The organism is Streptomyces sp. NPDC088812 (assembly GCF_044750285.1).
Taxonomy (GTDB): Bacteria; Actinomycetota; Actinomycetes; order Streptomycetales; family Streptomycetaceae; genus Streptomyces.
The window spans coordinates 16657-30564 of the sequence record NZ_JBIVJP010000029.1 but is presented as its reverse complement, the minus strand read 5'-3'; the positions used below and the strand labels follow the sequence as shown (position 1 = coordinate 30564).

Annotated in this window: 13 protein-coding genes and 1 pseudogene; 5 read left to right on the top strand and 9 right to left on the bottom strand. The window is 71.8% G+C overall.

All coding sequences use genetic code 11. The annotated features are described in order from the left end of the window. Positions 1 to 21 precede the first annotated feature (21 nt). The 4 genes from ACIP67_RS37855 (at position 22) to ACIP67_RS37840 (ending at position 4578) form a co-directional block, all read left to right on the top strand. The gene (locus ACIP67_RS37855) at positions 22 to 1050 is read left to right on the top strand and encodes an amino acid ABC transporter permease (protein WP_401698077.1); all 1029 of its coding nucleotides are present in this window, start codon (positions 22 to 24) and stop codon (positions 1048 to 1050) included. After that, positions 1047 to 1811 carry an amino acid ABC transporter ATP-binding protein gene (locus ACIP67_RS37850; protein ID WP_401698075.1) on the top strand — a complete coding sequence of 255 codons (765 nt, stop codon included), beginning with the start codon at positions 1047 to 1049 and terminating at the stop codon, positions 1809 to 1811. The genes ACIP67_RS37855 and ACIP67_RS37850 overlap by 4 nt, the downstream gene beginning before the upstream one ends. Before the next feature lie 82 nt (positions 1812 to 1893). Further along, a complete protein-coding gene (locus tag ACIP67_RS37845) occupies positions 1894 to 2874 on the top strand; it encodes an ABC transporter substrate-binding protein (protein WP_401698073.1) in 981 nt (326 codons plus the stop codon). Between the two features lie 438 nt (positions 2875 to 3312). After that, positions 3313 to 4578 carry an acyl-CoA dehydrogenase family protein gene (locus ACIP67_RS37840; protein ID WP_401698072.1) on the top strand — a complete coding sequence of 422 codons (1266 nt, stop codon included), beginning with the start codon at positions 3313 to 3315 and terminating at the stop codon, positions 4576 to 4578. 168 nt (positions 4579 to 4746) lie between these two features. Here ACIP67_RS37840 and ACIP67_RS37835 read toward each other — a convergent pair whose 3' ends face one another. The 6 genes from ACIP67_RS37835 to ACIP67_RS37810 form a co-directional block, all read right to left on the bottom strand. Then, positions 4747 to 5649 carry an ABC transporter permease gene (locus tag ACIP67_RS37835; protein WP_401698070.1) on the bottom strand — a complete coding sequence of 301 codons (903 nt, stop codon included), beginning with the start codon at positions 5647 to 5649 and terminating at the stop codon, positions 4747 to 4749. After that, on the bottom strand, positions 5636 to 6427 hold the full coding sequence (locus ACIP67_RS37830; RefSeq protein WP_401698184.1) for an ABC transporter ATP-binding protein: 792 nt from the start codon (positions 6425 to 6427) through the stop codon (positions 5636 to 5638). Before ACIP67_RS37830 ends, ACIP67_RS37835 begins: the two co-directional genes overlap by 14 nt. A 43-nt stretch (positions 6428 to 6470) precedes the next feature. Next, positions 6471 to 7577: an ABC transporter substrate-binding protein gene (locus ACIP67_RS37825; RefSeq protein WP_401698069.1), complete on the bottom strand. Its 1107-nt coding sequence runs from the start codon at positions 7575 to 7577 to the stop codon at positions 6471 to 6473. A 325-nt stretch (positions 7578 to 7902) separates the two neighbouring features. Then, positions 7903 to 8004, bottom strand: coding sequence for a putative leader peptide (locus ACIP67_RS37820; protein WP_389515601.1), 102 nt, complete (start codon positions 8002 to 8004; stop codon positions 7903 to 7905). A 139-nt stretch (positions 8005 to 8143) separates the two neighbouring features. Then, the gene (locus ACIP67_RS37815; protein WP_401698067.1) at positions 8144 to 8602 is read right to left on the bottom strand and encodes an RrF2 family transcriptional regulator; all 459 of its coding nucleotides are present in this window, start codon (positions 8600 to 8602) and stop codon (positions 8144 to 8146) included. A 28-nt stretch (positions 8603 to 8630) separates the two neighbouring features. Further along, positions 8631 to 9524 (bottom strand): prohibitin family protein, encoded by an 894-nt coding sequence (locus tag ACIP67_RS37810; protein WP_401698066.1) that lies wholly within the window; start codon positions 9522 to 9524, stop codon positions 8631 to 8633. 175 nt (positions 9525 to 9699) lie between these two features. Between ACIP67_RS37810 and ACIP67_RS37805 the strand changes: the two are divergent. Further along, a pseudogene (locus ACIP67_RS37805) lies at positions 9700 to 10014 on the top strand (maleylpyruvate isomerase); the annotation flags it as partial. Between the two features lie 10 nt (positions 10015 to 10024). Here the strand turns inward: ACIP67_RS37805 and ACIP67_RS37800 are convergent. From ACIP67_RS37800 to ACIP67_RS37790, 3 genes are all read right to left on the bottom strand, one after another. Then, positions 10025 to 10870: a class I SAM-dependent methyltransferase gene (locus ACIP67_RS37800; RefSeq protein WP_401698064.1), complete on the bottom strand. Its 846-nt coding sequence runs from the start codon at positions 10868 to 10870 to the stop codon at positions 10025 to 10027. Positions 10871 to 10970: 100 nt separating this feature from the next. Next, a complete protein-coding gene (locus ACIP67_RS37795) occupies positions 10971 to 12284 on the bottom strand; it encodes a DUF6379 domain-containing protein (protein ID WP_401698062.1) in 1314 nt (437 codons plus the stop codon). A 114-nt stretch (positions 12285 to 12398) separates the two neighbouring features. Continuing rightward, the gene (locus ACIP67_RS37790) at positions 12399 to 13772 is read right to left on the bottom strand and encodes an MFS transporter (protein WP_401698060.1); all 1374 of its coding nucleotides are present in this window, start codon (positions 13770 to 13772) and stop codon (positions 12399 to 12401) included. Between the last annotated feature and the right edge of the window lie 136 nt (positions 13773 to 13908).

Sequence of the window (13908 nt, the reverse complement as noted above, 5' to 3'; positions counted from 1 at the left end):
GACGTAAGCAGGAACACCACGATGGGACTCACCACCGACCCCGCGTCCACGCCGCCCGGAGCGGCCCTCCAGGACGCGGGCCCCCACGCCCCGCCCACCGGGGACGACCCGGCCTCTCTCCAGGTCGTCCCCGCCCGCCACTACGGCCGGTGGGTGGCGACGGTCGCCGTGGCCGTGCTGGTCGCCCAGTTCGTCCACGGTCTGGTCACCAACCCGGTCTGGGAGTGGGGGGTCTTCCGCGCCTACGTGCTGTCCGAGACGATCGTCAAGGCGGTGTGGGTCACCCTCCAGCTCACCGTGTACGCCACCGTGCTGGGCTTCCTCCTCGGCACCGTCCTGGCCTTCATGCGGCTGTCGCGCAGCCCGCTGCTCCAGGCCGTCGCCTGGGCCTACATCTGGATCTTCCGGTCCATCCCGATGATCGTCCAGCTGGTGTTCTGGTTCAACCTGAGCGCCCTGTACCGGGAGCTGGGGGTCGGCATCCCCTTCGGGCCGGTGTTCTGGTCCGTCGACAGCAACACCCTCATCGGCACGATCGGCGCCGCCGTCATCGGACTGTCGCTGCACCAGGCCGCCTACGCCGCCGAGGTCGTCCGCGGCGGAGTCGTCTCCGTGGACCACGGACAGCTGGAGGCCGCCGCGGCACTGGGCATCCCCCGGCTGCGGCAGATCCGCCGGATCGTGCTGCCGCAGGCCATGCGCGCCATCCTGCCCACGGCCGGCAACGAGATCATCGGCCTGCTCAAGGGCACCTCGGTGGTCTACGTCATGGCCATCGGCGAGCTGTTCTACCAGGTACAGGTGGTCTACGGCCGCAACGGCCGGGTGATCCCGCTGCTGCTCGTCGCCACCGCCTGGTACGTGGTCCTGACCTCCGTGCTGTCGGTCGCGCAGTACTACGTGGAACGCCGCTACGCCCGGGGCGCGAACCGCACCCCGCCGCCCACCCCCCTCCAGCGTGCCCGGCGGTTCGTCCGCACCCTGCGCGCGGCGGCGGCCCGGCGCGACCGGCCCGTCGTACCCCTGAAGACCCCGGGAGACATCCGATGAGTGAGGCGATGGTGGACATCCGCGGTGTCCACAAGAGCTTCGGCCCGCTGGAAGTGCTGCGCGGCGTCGACCTGACGGTCCGCGCCGGCGAGGTCACCGTGATCCTCGGTCCGTCCGGCTCCGGGAAGTCCACGCTGCTGCGCACCGTCAACCACCTGGAGAAGGTCGACCGCGGCTGGATCAGCATCGACGGTGAGCTCATCGGCTACCGCCGCTCCGGCGGCAAGCTGTACGAGCTGAAGGAGAAGGACGTCCTGAAGCAGCGCACCCACATCGGGTTCGTGTTCCAGAACTTCAACCTCTTCCCGCACCTGACCGTGCTGGAGAACCTCGTCGAGGCCCCCGTCTCCGCGCTGCGCCGCCCCCGCAGGCAGGCGGAGGAGACCGCCCGGCGGCTGCTGGACCGGGTCGGTCTCGCCGACAAGGCGGACGCCTATCCGCGGCAGCTCTCCGGGGGCCAGCAGCAGCGCGTGGCCATCGCCCGCGCGCTCGCCCTCGAACCCAAGGTGCTGCTCTTCGACGAGCCCACCTCGGCGCTCGACCCGGAGCTGGTCGGCGAGGTCCTCGACGTCATCAAGGACCTGGCGAGCACCGGAACCACCATGATCGTCGTGACCCACGAGATCGGCTTCGCCCGCGAGGTCGCCGACACCGTGGTGTTCATGGACGACGGAGTCGTCGTGGAGCAGGGGCCGCCCGCGGCCGTCCTGGACACCCCGCGGCAGGAGCGCACCCGCGCCTTCCTCTCCAAGGTCCTCTGACCTCGCGTTCTCCCCGTTCTCCCCGTTCTGCCCTTCCCGTTCTCTACGTCCCCCGCCCCCTCCGCACGCAAGGAGACCCACCGTGTCCACCCTCGCCCGCCGTACCACCGCAGCAGCATTCGGACTGGCCGCCGCCCTCGTCCTCGCCGGCTGCGCCAACCCCTCCGACGGCGGCACCACCGAGGTCGCGGACACGTCCGGCGCCAAGGCGAAGATCAACATCAGCCCGGACCAGGACCGCGTCACCACGGACAAGGTCGACTCCATAGCCGCCGAGGTCCCGGAGAAGATCCGCGACAGAGGCACCCTGGAGATCGTCCAGTCGTCCACCTCCGCGGCCCCGCTGGGCTTCCACGCCACCGACGACAAGACCGTCATCGGCGTCGAGCCCGACATCGCGTACCTGGTCGCCGACGTGCTCGGCCTGAAGCCGCACATCAACACGGTGTCGTGGGAGAACATCTTCGTCGGCCTGGACAGCGCCAAGTACGACGTCGGCTTCGCCAACATCACCGTCACCGAGGAGCGCAAGGACAAGTACGACTTCGCCACCTACCGCGAGGACAACCTGGGCTTCGAGGCGAAGAAGGGCAGCGGGCTGAAGGTCGACGGGCCCGAGGACGTGGCGGGCCTGACCGTCGCCGTGCAGAGCGGCACCAACCAGGAGAAGCTGCTGGTCGAATGGAGCGAGGAGAACGAGAAGGCCGGCCGGAAGCCGGTGGACATCAAGTACTACCAGAACGACAGCGACACCTACCTCGCTCTCCAGTCCGGCCGGATCGACATCTACCTCGGCCCCAACCCGATCGCGGCCTACCACGCGGCCACCACCGGCAAGACGGAGGTCGTGGGCACGTACTCCGGTGCCGGTGAGACCCTCCAGGGGCTCATCGCGGCCACCACCAAGAAGGACAGCGGGCTCGTCGACGCGCTCGCCGACGCCATCGACCACGTGGTCGAGAACGGGACGTACGCCGAGGTGCTCGAGCGGTGGGGCCTGTCCGACGAGGCCGTGACCAAGTCGGAGATCAACCCGCCCGGCCTGCCCCGGACCGACCAGTAGGGGACCCGAGGCCATGCGCCGACCCTTCCGGGCGCCCGGTGGGCCGCCCTGACCGGCCTCGCCGAACAGGGCGCCCGGACGGAGACGGCCCCCCGGCACCCGGCGCACCGACCGCGCCGGCGCCCCCGACCACCGCGGCCACCGCGGCCACCGGAACGACCGGGCCCCGCCGGCCGGTCACGCCCGACGAGCTGACCGGCCTCCGAGGCCTTTCCGCCACCGGCCGCGGGGCCGGTCGTTGTCGGCCAACTCGCCCGGGGAAGGCGGGATTCCGCGATCGAACACCTGCCCCCGAGCGGGGGTGACAGGGTATTCTCTAGTATTCCTACCGGATTTATAGGGAAGTCGAGGAGGAACGTCAGTGGGAACTGCCCCAGCGTGTGCGTCCGGCGCCCTCGCGTCCTCTTCCTGTACCCGCCCGAGGCGGGGGGAGCGGCCGTGACGGTGGAGGACCTGTTCACGGTCGATCAGCAGAGCAGCACCCGCTGGCTGCACATCGCCCGCGAAGTGGCCGAGGACCTGGCCACGGACGCGGTCGTCCGCGACCAGGCCGGCAAACCCCCGTTCGACGAGGTGGCCCGGCTGCGTGAGGCAGGGCTCCTCACGCTGCTGGTACCCGCCGAACGCGGTGGGGGAGGGGCGGACTGGGCAACGGCCTACGCGGTCGTCCGGGAGGTCGCCGCGGCCGACGGGGCGATCGGCCAACTGCTCGGCAGCCACTACGTCCTGTCGGGAAGCGCCCGGTTCTTCGCCGGCGCGGACCTCGTCGCCCGGCTCGAACGGGAGTCCGCGGCGGGCCAGTGGTGCTGGGGCGGAGGCTTCGCCGCCCACGAACCGCCCCTGATCCTCACGCCGGTCGCCCCCGGCCGCCATCTGCTGAACGGGCGCCAGAGTTGCGCGACCGGCATCCGGGTCGCCGACCGGCTGGCGGTCCGCGCCGCCCGGCTCGACACCGGTGAACCGCTGGCCGTGATCGTCGATCCCACCCGCGCCGGCGTGGTCTGCGGCGACGACGGGGACACCTTCGGCCAGCGGCTGTCGGCCGGCGGCAGCATGGAGTTCGACGCCGTGCCGGTCACCGACGACGAGGTGCTGGGGTCGCTGTCCTCGGACGAGGGCGCCCTGCCGCCGTTCGCCGGCCTGGCCGCCGCCACCGGACGTCTCGTCTCCGCCCATCTCTGCCTCGGCATCGCCCAGGGAGTGCTCGGCGAGGCCCGTGAGTACGCCAGGGCGGGGAACCCGTCCTGGCGGCCCTCCTGGCCGCCCCCGCAGTCCTACCCGTCCTACTCGTCCTACCCGTCCTACCCGTCCTGGCCGGACAGCCGGTCGCAGGACGCGCACGTGCTGATCACCTACGGAGAGCTCACCGTCGCCGCCCGCGCGGCGTCCGCGCTCACCGATCAGGCGGTGGAAGCCCTGGACGGCGGACTCGCGCGCGGCGACGACCTCACCGACGACGAGTGCGCCGAGATCTGCGTCCTGGCGGCCGCGGCCGAGGCCGCCGCCGCGCGGGCGGCGCAGGACATCACCGCCCGCACCCTGGACGTCATCGGCCCCGGCTCCGCCTCCTCGCGGTACGGATTCGACCGCTTCTGGCGCAACGCACGGACCCACACCCTGTACCACCCCGTCGCCCACCGGCTCCGTGACGTCGGGGACTACTTCCTCAGCGGAGCACACCCGCCGTTCACCCTCCCCGCCTGACCGCGCGCACCGGCCCCCCCCGCGAGGGGGGCCCGCACACGGCGGCACCCGCTCCACCGGGCGATGCCCATGCGGTGGAGCGGGTGCCGTGCGCGAGATGTTCCTGGATGCTCCGATACGTGCCGGTGGGCCGCGCTGTCCCGTACCGGCCGGTCGTGGTGCCGTCGGTCAGTGGGTGACCAGCAGTCCCCGGCCGCGCAGTACCCGTCGCTCCAGCGGACTGAAGACCAGCAGGTCGATGGCGATGCCGACGATCAGGATCAGGAAGATGGCGAGGAAGACCTGGGACATGCTGGAGTTGTTCCGGCCGTTCTCCAGCAACTGGCCGAGTCCGACGCCCAGATCGGGCGAGGACGCGATGATCTCGGCGGCCATCAGCGACCGCCAGGAGAACGCCCAGCCCTGCTTCAGGCCGGCCAGGTACCCGGGCAGCGCCCCCGGCATCACGATGTGCCAGGCCCCGCGCAGTCCCGTGGCGCCCAGTGTCTTGCCCGCGCGCAGGAACAGCGGCGGGATCTGGTCGACACCGGCCACCAGGCCGTTGGCGATGGACGGCACGGCGCCGAGCAGGATCACCGCGTACATCATGCTGTCGTTCAGACCCAGCCAGATCACGGCGGGCGGCACCCATGCCACGGACGGCAGGGACTGCAGTCCGGACAGGATGGGCCCGATCGCGGCCCGCACGAACTTCACCCGGGCGACCAGCAGCCCGAGCGGCGTACCGATGACGAGCGCCAGGAGGAAGCCGAGCAGGCCACGCGAGACGGAGGTCCAGACGTACTCGAGCAGGGTGCCCCGCAGCCACGCGTCGGACACCTCGTCCCAGACCGCGGACGGTGAGGGCAGCTTGTAGTCGGGGGCGACCTGCGCCCACACCAGCGCTTGCCAGACCGCGAGGACCAGCAGGACCGCGCTGACGGGGGGCAGCACCTTCTGGACCAGGGTCTGCCGCAGCGGCGTCCGGCCGGCCTGCACCGTGTCCAGCGCGTCGAGCCCGGCCTCCAGCCCCGCCAGGTCCTGTGTGCCGTCGTCCTTCCTCAGGTCGGGCCCGGTGTCAGTGCCGGCCATGTCGGCGGATCTCCTCCCGTAGTTGTCCGGTTATCTCCGAGGACAGTTCGGCGACCTCGCTGTCCTCGATACGGCGCGGGTGCGGAATGTCCACCGTCCACTCCCGGGCGATCCGCCCGGGCCGGGACGACAGCAGCACCACCCGCTGGGCCAGTCGTACCGCCTCCCGCACGTTGTGCGTGACGAACAGGACGGAGAGGCCCGTCTCCCGCCAGATGCGGGTCAGTTCGTCGTGCAGCACGTCCCGGGTGATGGCGTCGAGGGCCGCGAACGGCTCGTCCATCAGCAGCAGCCTGCTGCCCTGGGCCAGCGCCCGGGCCAGCGCGACGCGCTGCCGCATACCGCCGGAGAGTTCGTGCACCCGTTTGCCGTAGGCGTCCTTCAGCCGCACGAGTTCGAGCAGCCGCTCGGCCTCCGCGCGGCGCTCGGGCTTGGCGACGCCGCGCAGCTTCAGGGCGAGTTCGACGTTCCTGCCCGCGGTCAGCCACGGGAACAGGGCGTGCTCCTGGAACATCAGGGCGGGCGGGCCGTCCGTGCTGATCGCGCCGGCGGACGGCCGGTCCAGTCCCGCCACCAGGTTGAGCAGCGTGGACTTGCCGCAGCCCGAGGCACCCAGGAGGGTGACGAACTCGCCGGAGGCGACATCGAGAGTGATGTCGTCCAGGACGAGCTGCTGTCCGGCGGGGCCGTCGAAGGACTTCGAGACGTGCTCGACGCGGGCGGCCCGGGCCGCCGTGGCGGCGCCACCGTCGCCGGCCTTGGCGATCGTGGTGGCCATGGTCGTCACCTCCTGGGAACTCATCGGGACTGCGTGCCGGGTGCTACTCGGCGCCGAGACCGGCGTCGTCGACCTGCTCCTCGCCCGCGGCCTCGAGGACCTTGTTGAGCGGGGCGAGGTCGTAGATGCCCTTCAGGTTCGGCTCCTCCAGCAGACCCGCCTTCACGGCGTGCTCCGCCTCGGCGTCGAGGGTCGAGGCCAGCGGGTCGTCCAGGAACGTGATGGACTCCCAGGCCGGGTCCAGGACCTCCGTGGGCAGCGCCTTGCCGGAGAGCTCCTTCAGCGCCGCGTTCGCCGAGGTCTTGGCCTTGTCGGGGTTGGCGTTGATCCACTGGTTGGTCTTCACCGAGCCGCGCAGCACGGCCTCGACGACGTCGGGGTGCTCCTTGAGGAACTTCTGCGACACGATGATGTTCGTGATCACGAACTTCTTGTCGGGCCACAGGTCCGCTTCGTCGATGAGCACCTCGGCGCCCTCGGCGACCAGCTTGGAGGCGGTGGGCTCGGGCACCCAGGCGCCGTCGATGGAGCCGGACTTGTAGGCGTCGGGGGTGATCTTGTTGTCGGTGCGGACGACGGAGACGTCGCCCTTGCCGCTCTCGGCGTCGACCTTCCAGCCCTGCTCCGCGATCCAGTTGAGGAAGGCGACGTCCTGGGTGTTGCCGAGCTGCGGGGTGGCGATCTTCTTGCCCTTGACGTCCTTCACGGACTTGATCTTGTCCGGGTTGACGACGAGCTTGACGCCGCCGGAGGCCGAGCCGCCGATGATGCGGAGGTTCTTGCCCGAGGACTTGGTGTAGCCGTTGATGGCGGGGGAGGGGCCGATCCAGCCGATGTCGATGGAGCCGGAGTTGAGGGCCTCGATCTCGGACGGCCCCGCGTTGAAGGTCGCCGTGGAGATCTTGGTGCCGCCGAGCTCCTTCTGGAGGATGCCCTCCTGGACGCCGACCAGGGCGGTGGCGTGGGTGAGGTTCGGGAAGTAGCCGATCTTCACCTGGTCCGCGGAGAGCTTCTCGGCGTCCGCCGCGACCTGGGTCTGCTTGTCGTCGTCGGTGGACTCGGAACCGTAGCCGCAGGCCGTCAGCAGGAAGGGGAGTGCCGCTATGGCGGCGAGGGCGCGCAGGGCGGTGAGCGGTCTTGCGGCAGACACGGAGGTGTCCTTTCCAGGAGGAACGGGTGATCAGGGACGTACGGACGTACGGGACGCAGGGCTGTCGGCACGCGTGTCCACGCCCTTCGCCGGCGACGGTTCCGCCGTCGCGGGTCGAGGAGGGCAGGGGTGGCGATGCCGGGTGTCGGGTGCCTCGGGGTGGATGCCGGACCTCCGTCGCGGCCATGGCGCACGCGCGGGCGTGCGGTCATGGGGGAGCGGGGAGTGACGGCGGCGTGATGCGGCCGAGAAGGCGCCCGCCGGACGGCGGCGGGGCGGTGACGAGCACAGCCGTGCGTGGGGGGAGCCGGTCGAAGGACCGGCCTCAGACGGCTCGACAGATGGCGCTGGACGTACGGACCAGGTCGATGTGCCGACGGGAGGTCAGAAGGAGCCGCGTGCGGACCGCATGGTTCAGCGTACTCATGGCCACCCCCTCAGTTCCCTAGTTTCCCCACCTGGTTGATAGGGATCGTGGCAGAAGGTGGCGCCCTTACCAAGGGGCTTCTCGCATCGCGGACGCCCCCGTCTCACGTTCTGGTATCAGCGGGGTCGGGGCCGGTTTTTCAGGGGTTCGTCCAGGCGCCCGGGTCGTCGGCCCGGGCGGACACACCGGCAGGCAGCTCGGCCGAGGCGACGTCGGCGAGCGTCACGCCTTCGAGGATCTCGCGCACATTGGACCGCAGCGCGATCCACAGGGGCAGCAGCGACTCGGCGGGCCCGTTGTAGGACAGTTCCGGTGGACGGACTCCACGTACTGAGACGAGCGGTCCGTCCACGACGCGGATGACGTCGGCGATGCTGATCGACCCGGCGGACTTGGCCAGCCGGTAGCCGCCGTTGCCGCCCCGCTGGCTGACCACGAGCCCGCCGCGGCGCATGTCGTTCAGGATGCCTTCGAGGAACTTGTGCGGGATGCCCTGGGCGTCGGCGATGGCCAGGACCTTGACCGGCTCGTCGTCCCGTGACGTGGCGAGCTGCAGCGCGGCACGTACCGCGTAGTCCGCCCTGGCTGAGATCCGCATGCGGGCATTATCCCGCACGCCCGTCGGGTTACTGGTCGCCGGTCCCGTCCACGATGACCGGGGTGCCGCCGGAGTCCGTGCCGCAGGGGACGGCGTAGACCGGGTTCGCCTTGGCGGCCTCGCGGTAGGCGGCCAGGCACTGGTTATAGAGCACCTTGTCGGTCAGTGAGCGTTCGAGGATCTTGTTGGCGGCGGCGGTGCCCTCCGCCTCGATGCGCTTGCGCTCGGCCTCCGCCGTGGCGGTGCGCTGCGCCTCCACGGCCCGCTCCGTCGCCTGCTCCTGCTGGATCTTCTTGTCGATCTGCTTCTGGAGCTCGGCCGACGGCTTCACGTTGCGCAGGTTGACGACCGTGACGTCGATGCCGCGCGGCGCCAGACGTGCCTTGATGAGGGCGGCGATCTCCGAGCCGATCTGCTCGCGGGCGGAGGCGTACCCCTCCTCGCTGGTGTGCTGGGCGAAGACGTTGCGGATGATCTCGCGGCTGTCCGGCAGCACCAGCCGCTCCTCGACCCCCTCCTCGCTGCCCGCCAGCCGGTACAGCGCGACCGCCTTCGCCGGCACCACGGCCCACTTGACGGTGACGTCCGCGTACAGCACCCCGCCCTGCGAGGAGCGGACCTCGACGGTGTCCTTGTCGTTCAGGTTGAGGTCCACCGGCCGGGTGGAGAAGGTCGTGACCTCGGTGAACGGTGACGTCACCTGGATGCCCGAGGTCAGCGGAGCGCCGACGCCGCCGAAGGTCACCGGTACGCCGACCTCGTAGGCGCTCACGACGTGGACGCAGGAGAAGACGCCCGCCAGCACCCCCGCCACGGCACTGATCGCGGCGCCGATCCGCCAGCCGCCGTCGGTGGTGCGGCCGCGGCCGACGAGGAAGAGCACGACTGCCGCTATGAGCAGCAGGATGGACAGCACGAACACGGGTATCCCCCCTCGGAATGGGACGCGTGCCCCCCAGGCACGCGATCCGCAGCGCAGCGTAGGGGACCGAGGTCCCCGCCGGTCGGGCCCCGATCCGCTGTTCCCCTGCCCGACCGCCCGATGTCACCTGCGCGTCATTCGGGGCGCCGCCCGGGCGGTGGGGGACGGGCTCCGGTGCGCCGACCCGGGCCTTGGGGTCGGCACCCGGGGCGAGGTCCTCACCGCGGTCGACCACCTCTGCGCGTACGTCCTGGAGTGGACGCTGCACCACCTCGGCCTGGGCGCGCACCTCCCGCACGTGGCGGCACCGCCCGTGGAGGGGCTCGCCCGGTCCCGCGCGATGCCGGAGCCGATCGCCGGGACCGCGTTCCCCGCGTCGTTCTCCGACACGGACGCGCTGCTGGTCGGCACCGGACGGCGGGCGCCGACCGACACGGAGAGGGCCGCCCTGGGCACGTCGGCCGCGCGACCGCCGTACGTCCTCGGGTGACCGTCCGGCGTCACCGCTTGTACGACACTCCCAGTTCGATGAGGTAGCGCTTGGTCACCCGGCCGCCGTACGTCCCGTCGATCAGGCCGCCGATGCAGGCGAGCAGCCCGCTCCTGGCGGCTTCCGGCAGAGCGCGGTGGCCCGAGTAGGTCCGCAGCAGGTCCAGGTACCGGGACGTGGTGTAGGTGAGGTCCCGCTCGTGGCGGCGGAAGACCGTGGGGCCGAAACGGCCGCTGCGCGCGACCTCCCGCGCGTGGTCCGAGCCGTCGATGCCGGCGGCCGCGGGAGGCCGCAGCCCTGGTGGCGTGTCCGGGTCGAAGCGTTCGTAGCAGCGCTGGACCTCGGCGAAGAAGTCCTCGGTGCCGCCCCGCACGTGCTGGGTGCGCACCACGGCGAGCGCCCCGCCCGGACGCAGCGCGTCGGCGGCCTTGGCCACCCGCACGGCCGGGTCGATCCAGTGGAACGCCGTCGCCGAGACGACCGCGTCGAACGGCTCCGGTGGCAGCGGCCAGCTCTCGAACCGCGCCGTCACCACGTCCACCGCGGTCGCTCCGGCCAGGTTGCGGCGGGCGACGGCGGCCAGGTGCGGTCCCGCCTCGACGGCCGTGATCCGGCAGCCCCGCCCGGCGAGGGGCACCGTCGCCTGGCCTGTCCCGCAGCCCACCTCCAGGACGCGGCTGCCGCTGCGGACCCCCGCGAGGTCGGCGAGATCGTCGTACAGCTCGGCCGGGTAGCCGGGCCTGGCCCGGTCGTACAGCTCCGCGTCCTCGTCGAAGATCCGGCTCAGACGCGCCCGCCGGGCCTCGTCGGGGCGGTCGTCGCGTCTGGCCCGGGGGGTGCCGGCGTCGTGGGGCATGCGGTGCAGGCTAGCGGCTCCGCCGACGGACCGGCCGGGGACGGGGACGGTTCGTTCCCCGTTCCCGGCCGGTGCGGCCGACGCGCACGGCGGTCGAACCTCAGGCGTCCAGGGTGCGGAGCAGGGCGTGCTGGCGGCGTACCTGGTCGCGGCCGCGGTAGGGCTCGCGGCGGCCCTCGTACTCGCTGGACAGCCAGCCGCTCCAGCCGGCGTCGCGCAGGGTGGTGACGATGTCGTCCCAGGGGACGTGCAGGTCGTGCAGCCGGTCGTCGATCTCGAAGAACTTCGCCTGGATGAAGTGGACGTGGGGGAGCACGTCCACGAGGTCGGCCATCGGGACGGCCAGGGGCTCCAGGAACGGGGGGCGCTTCTTGCCCTCGAAGCCCTCGTGGCCGTCGTCCACCGGGGCGGTCTGGAAGATTCCGGTGTCGATGAGCAGCTTGAAGTGCTCGCTGCCGGTGCGGTCGATGAAGTCGAGGTAGCCCTGGGTGACGGGGTTCTTGATCGGGGTGGGGCTGTGGATCTCCGGGCAGATGACGATGTCGAGGTCGGCGGCGAGGTCCAGGACCCGTTCGACGGCCGGCTGCCAGATCGGGTGGGGTTCGAGCTCCGGGGAGACGACGCCGAACTTCGGGCGGATCGAGGTGAAGCCGAGTTCCCTGGCCAGCCGCAGGTCCGTCTCCAGCTGGGCGCGTCCCTCCTCGGCCGTGAGGTCCCGCTCGCGCCACATCGCGGTGTCGACCCAGGAGCCGTAGTTGGTCGGCGTCAGGCCGTACCGGTCCAGCAGGCCGTGCCAGTCGCGCACCCAGGCGGCGTCGGGGCGGGGGTAGCCGGGGATGTTGCCCTCGCCGAGGATCTCGATGCCGGTGGCGCCCAGGTCGGCGATGTCGGCCATGGCGTCCTCGAGGGTCATCGAGGTGTAGAGGTCGCCGGAGTAGCTGTAGAGCGAGACGCCGTACTTCAGGCCGCTCGTGCCGCCGGTCGTGGGGACGACGGTGCCCGTCGCGGAGGACCGGAAGACGGAGGGGCCGGCGACCTCGGGGATGTACGGCCGGCGCAGGTGGACGGCGACGTCGATGCGGTGGGTGCCCGCGGCCAGCCCGCCCGGCCTGGGCACGGTGACGACGGCGACCTCGTCGAGCTGCCAGCGGACGTCCGTGCTCGCGCGCAGCTCGTCGAGGGTGAAGGTGCGGCCCTGAAGGGTCCACCGGGTCCGGTCCGCGGGGTGCTTCTCGCCGTCGACGATCACCTCGACGCCGTCGACGAGGCTTCCGGCGATGCCGCGGTAGTTGGGGTTGCGCAGGTGCAGCTGGAAGCCGGTGACGGCGCCGTTCTCGACGACGTTGCGGAAGCCGCGCTGTTGGATGATGTTGCGTTCGAGCACCGTCGGCTCGTCCTTTCTCGGACTGCTCATGGGGGGAGTTGCGGGGGGTGGGAGGGGGAGGGGAGTTGCGGGAGTGTGCGGGGGGTGCGGGAGTCGTCGGGGGTGGCGGGGGCTGCCCGTGCCGGGGGCGGGGCAGCCCGTGCGTCAGGCCGTCGGCGAGGGGGCGGGGCGTTCGAGGTCGTACAGGGCCATGCACACCGCCTGCACCAGGCACAGCACCAGCGGGAGGCCGACGAAGGCCCACTCGATGGCGGTGGAGGCGCCGGTGCTGACCTCGTCGGCGTGGTAGCCGCCCCAGGCGAGCGCCCACGCGAAGAAGGTGCCGCCCAGCGCGGTGCCCACCTTCGTCGCGAGGCTGTAGCCCGCGTACAGCAGGCCCTCGTCGCGGCGGCCGGTGACGGACTCGTGGTGGTCGACGGTGTCGGAGACCAGGGCGGGCGCCGCGACCAGGCCGAAGCCGCCGAGGAGGTTCGCGACGAGGAAGACGGCGAGGAACGCGGCGGGGCTGTCGTGGAGCGGGAACAGCAGCGCGTAGAGGACCGCGGTGGCCACCAGGCCGAGGACGATGCCCCGGCGCTTGCCGGTGCGGCGCAGCACCCAGGGGGTGACCAGGGAGCCGGCCAGGGCGGAGAGGGAGAAGGCGAGGAGGATGTAGGTGGTGGCCCAGGTGTCGTGCAGGACGTCCCGGGCGTAGTAGACCGCTCCGGCGGTGATCACGCCGAGGCGCACGAACGCGGCCAGCGAGGAGAGGCACACGCCCAGCCAGTGCCGGTTGCCGAACAGCGCCTTGACGGCGGGCCCGGTGGCGGTGTCCTCCCCGGGCGCCGGGGGTGCGACCCGCTCGCGGCACAGTGCGGCGACCGCCCAGTACAGCAGGGTGCCGACGACGCCGAACACGACGGCCATGCCGGTGAAGCCGCGCCCGAGGTCGCCGGCGCCCAGCAGGCCGACCAGCGGCATGACCGCCACGGAGACCGCGATCAGTCCGAGCGAGGCGCCGACGAACCGGTAGCCGCTCATCTTCAGACGGGTGTCGTTGTCGGAGGTCAGCATCGGCAGCATCGCGCCGTAGGGCACGTTCACCAGGGAGTGGCTGATGCCGACGGCGACGAAGGTCACCCCGGCCCAGACGGCCGCGGTGGTGCCGCTGCCCACGGAGGTGAAGGCCAGCGCGAACGCGGCGGCCAGCACCGGGGAGCCGAAGATCAGGTAGGGGCGGGCGCGGCCGAAGCGGCTGCGGGTGCGGTCGACGGCCAGGCCGACGAGCGGGTCGATCAACGCGTCGGCGATCCGGCCGAGCAGCAGGACGGTGCCCGCCGCGGCGGCGGCGAGGCCGGCGACGTCGGTGTAGAAGAACAGCAGGAAGGCCGTGAGCGTGGTCCAGGTCAGGTTGGACGCCAGGTCTCCGAGACCGTATCCCAGCTGTGCGGCGCGGCCGAGCGGCCGTGCGGCGGCGGGGGGCGCGCCGGCGGGCGCGCCGGCGGGCGCGCCGGTGGCGGGGGAGGATGCGGCACTCATCGTCGAGTCCCTTCGATGGGGAGGGGGCGTGCCGCCTGGAGGGGCATGAGGCCGGGGGACGGGGGCGGCTGCCGTTGACGACGGGCGAGACTCGTCCGGAATCGCCCGTCGGTGACGGAACTTATGTTTGCCACAA

Excerpts from the sequence above, each read along its gene's own strand:
- ACIP67_RS37815 (WP_401698067.1), bottom strand. The coding sequence starts at position 8,602 with ATGCGGATCTCAGCCAGGGCGGACTACGCGGTACGTGCCGCGCTGCAG.
- ACIP67_RS37855 (WP_401698077.1), top strand. The coding sequence starts at position 22 with ATGGGACTCACCACCGACCCCGCGTCCACGCCGCCCGGAGCGGCCCTC.
- ACIP67_RS37850 (WP_401698075.1), top strand. The coding sequence starts at position 1,047 with ATGAGTGAGGCGATGGTGGACATCCGCGGTGTCCACAAGAGCTTCGGC.
- ACIP67_RS37800 (WP_401698064.1), bottom strand. The coding sequence starts at position 10,870 with ATGCCCCACGACGCCGGCACCCCCCGGGCCAGACGCGACGACCGCCCC.
- ACIP67_RS37830 (WP_401698184.1), bottom strand. The coding sequence starts at position 6,427 with ATGGCCACCACGATCGCCAAGGCCGGCGACGGTGGCGCCGCCACGGCG.
- ACIP67_RS37795 (WP_401698062.1), bottom strand. The coding sequence starts at position 12,284 with ATGAGCAGTCCGAGAAAGGACGAGCCGACGGTGCTCGAACGCAACATC.
- ACIP67_RS37820 (WP_389515601.1), bottom strand. The coding sequence starts at position 8,004 with ATGAGTACGCTGAACCATGCGGTCCGCACGCGGCTCCTTCTGACCTCC.
- ACIP67_RS37835 (WP_401698070.1), bottom strand. The coding sequence starts at position 5,649 with ATGGCCGGCACTGACACCGGGCCCGACCTGAGGAAGGACGACGGCACA.
- ACIP67_RS37790 (WP_401698060.1), bottom strand. The coding sequence starts at position 13,772 with ATGAGTGCCGCATCCTCCCCCGCCACCGGCGCGCCCGCCGGCGCGCCC.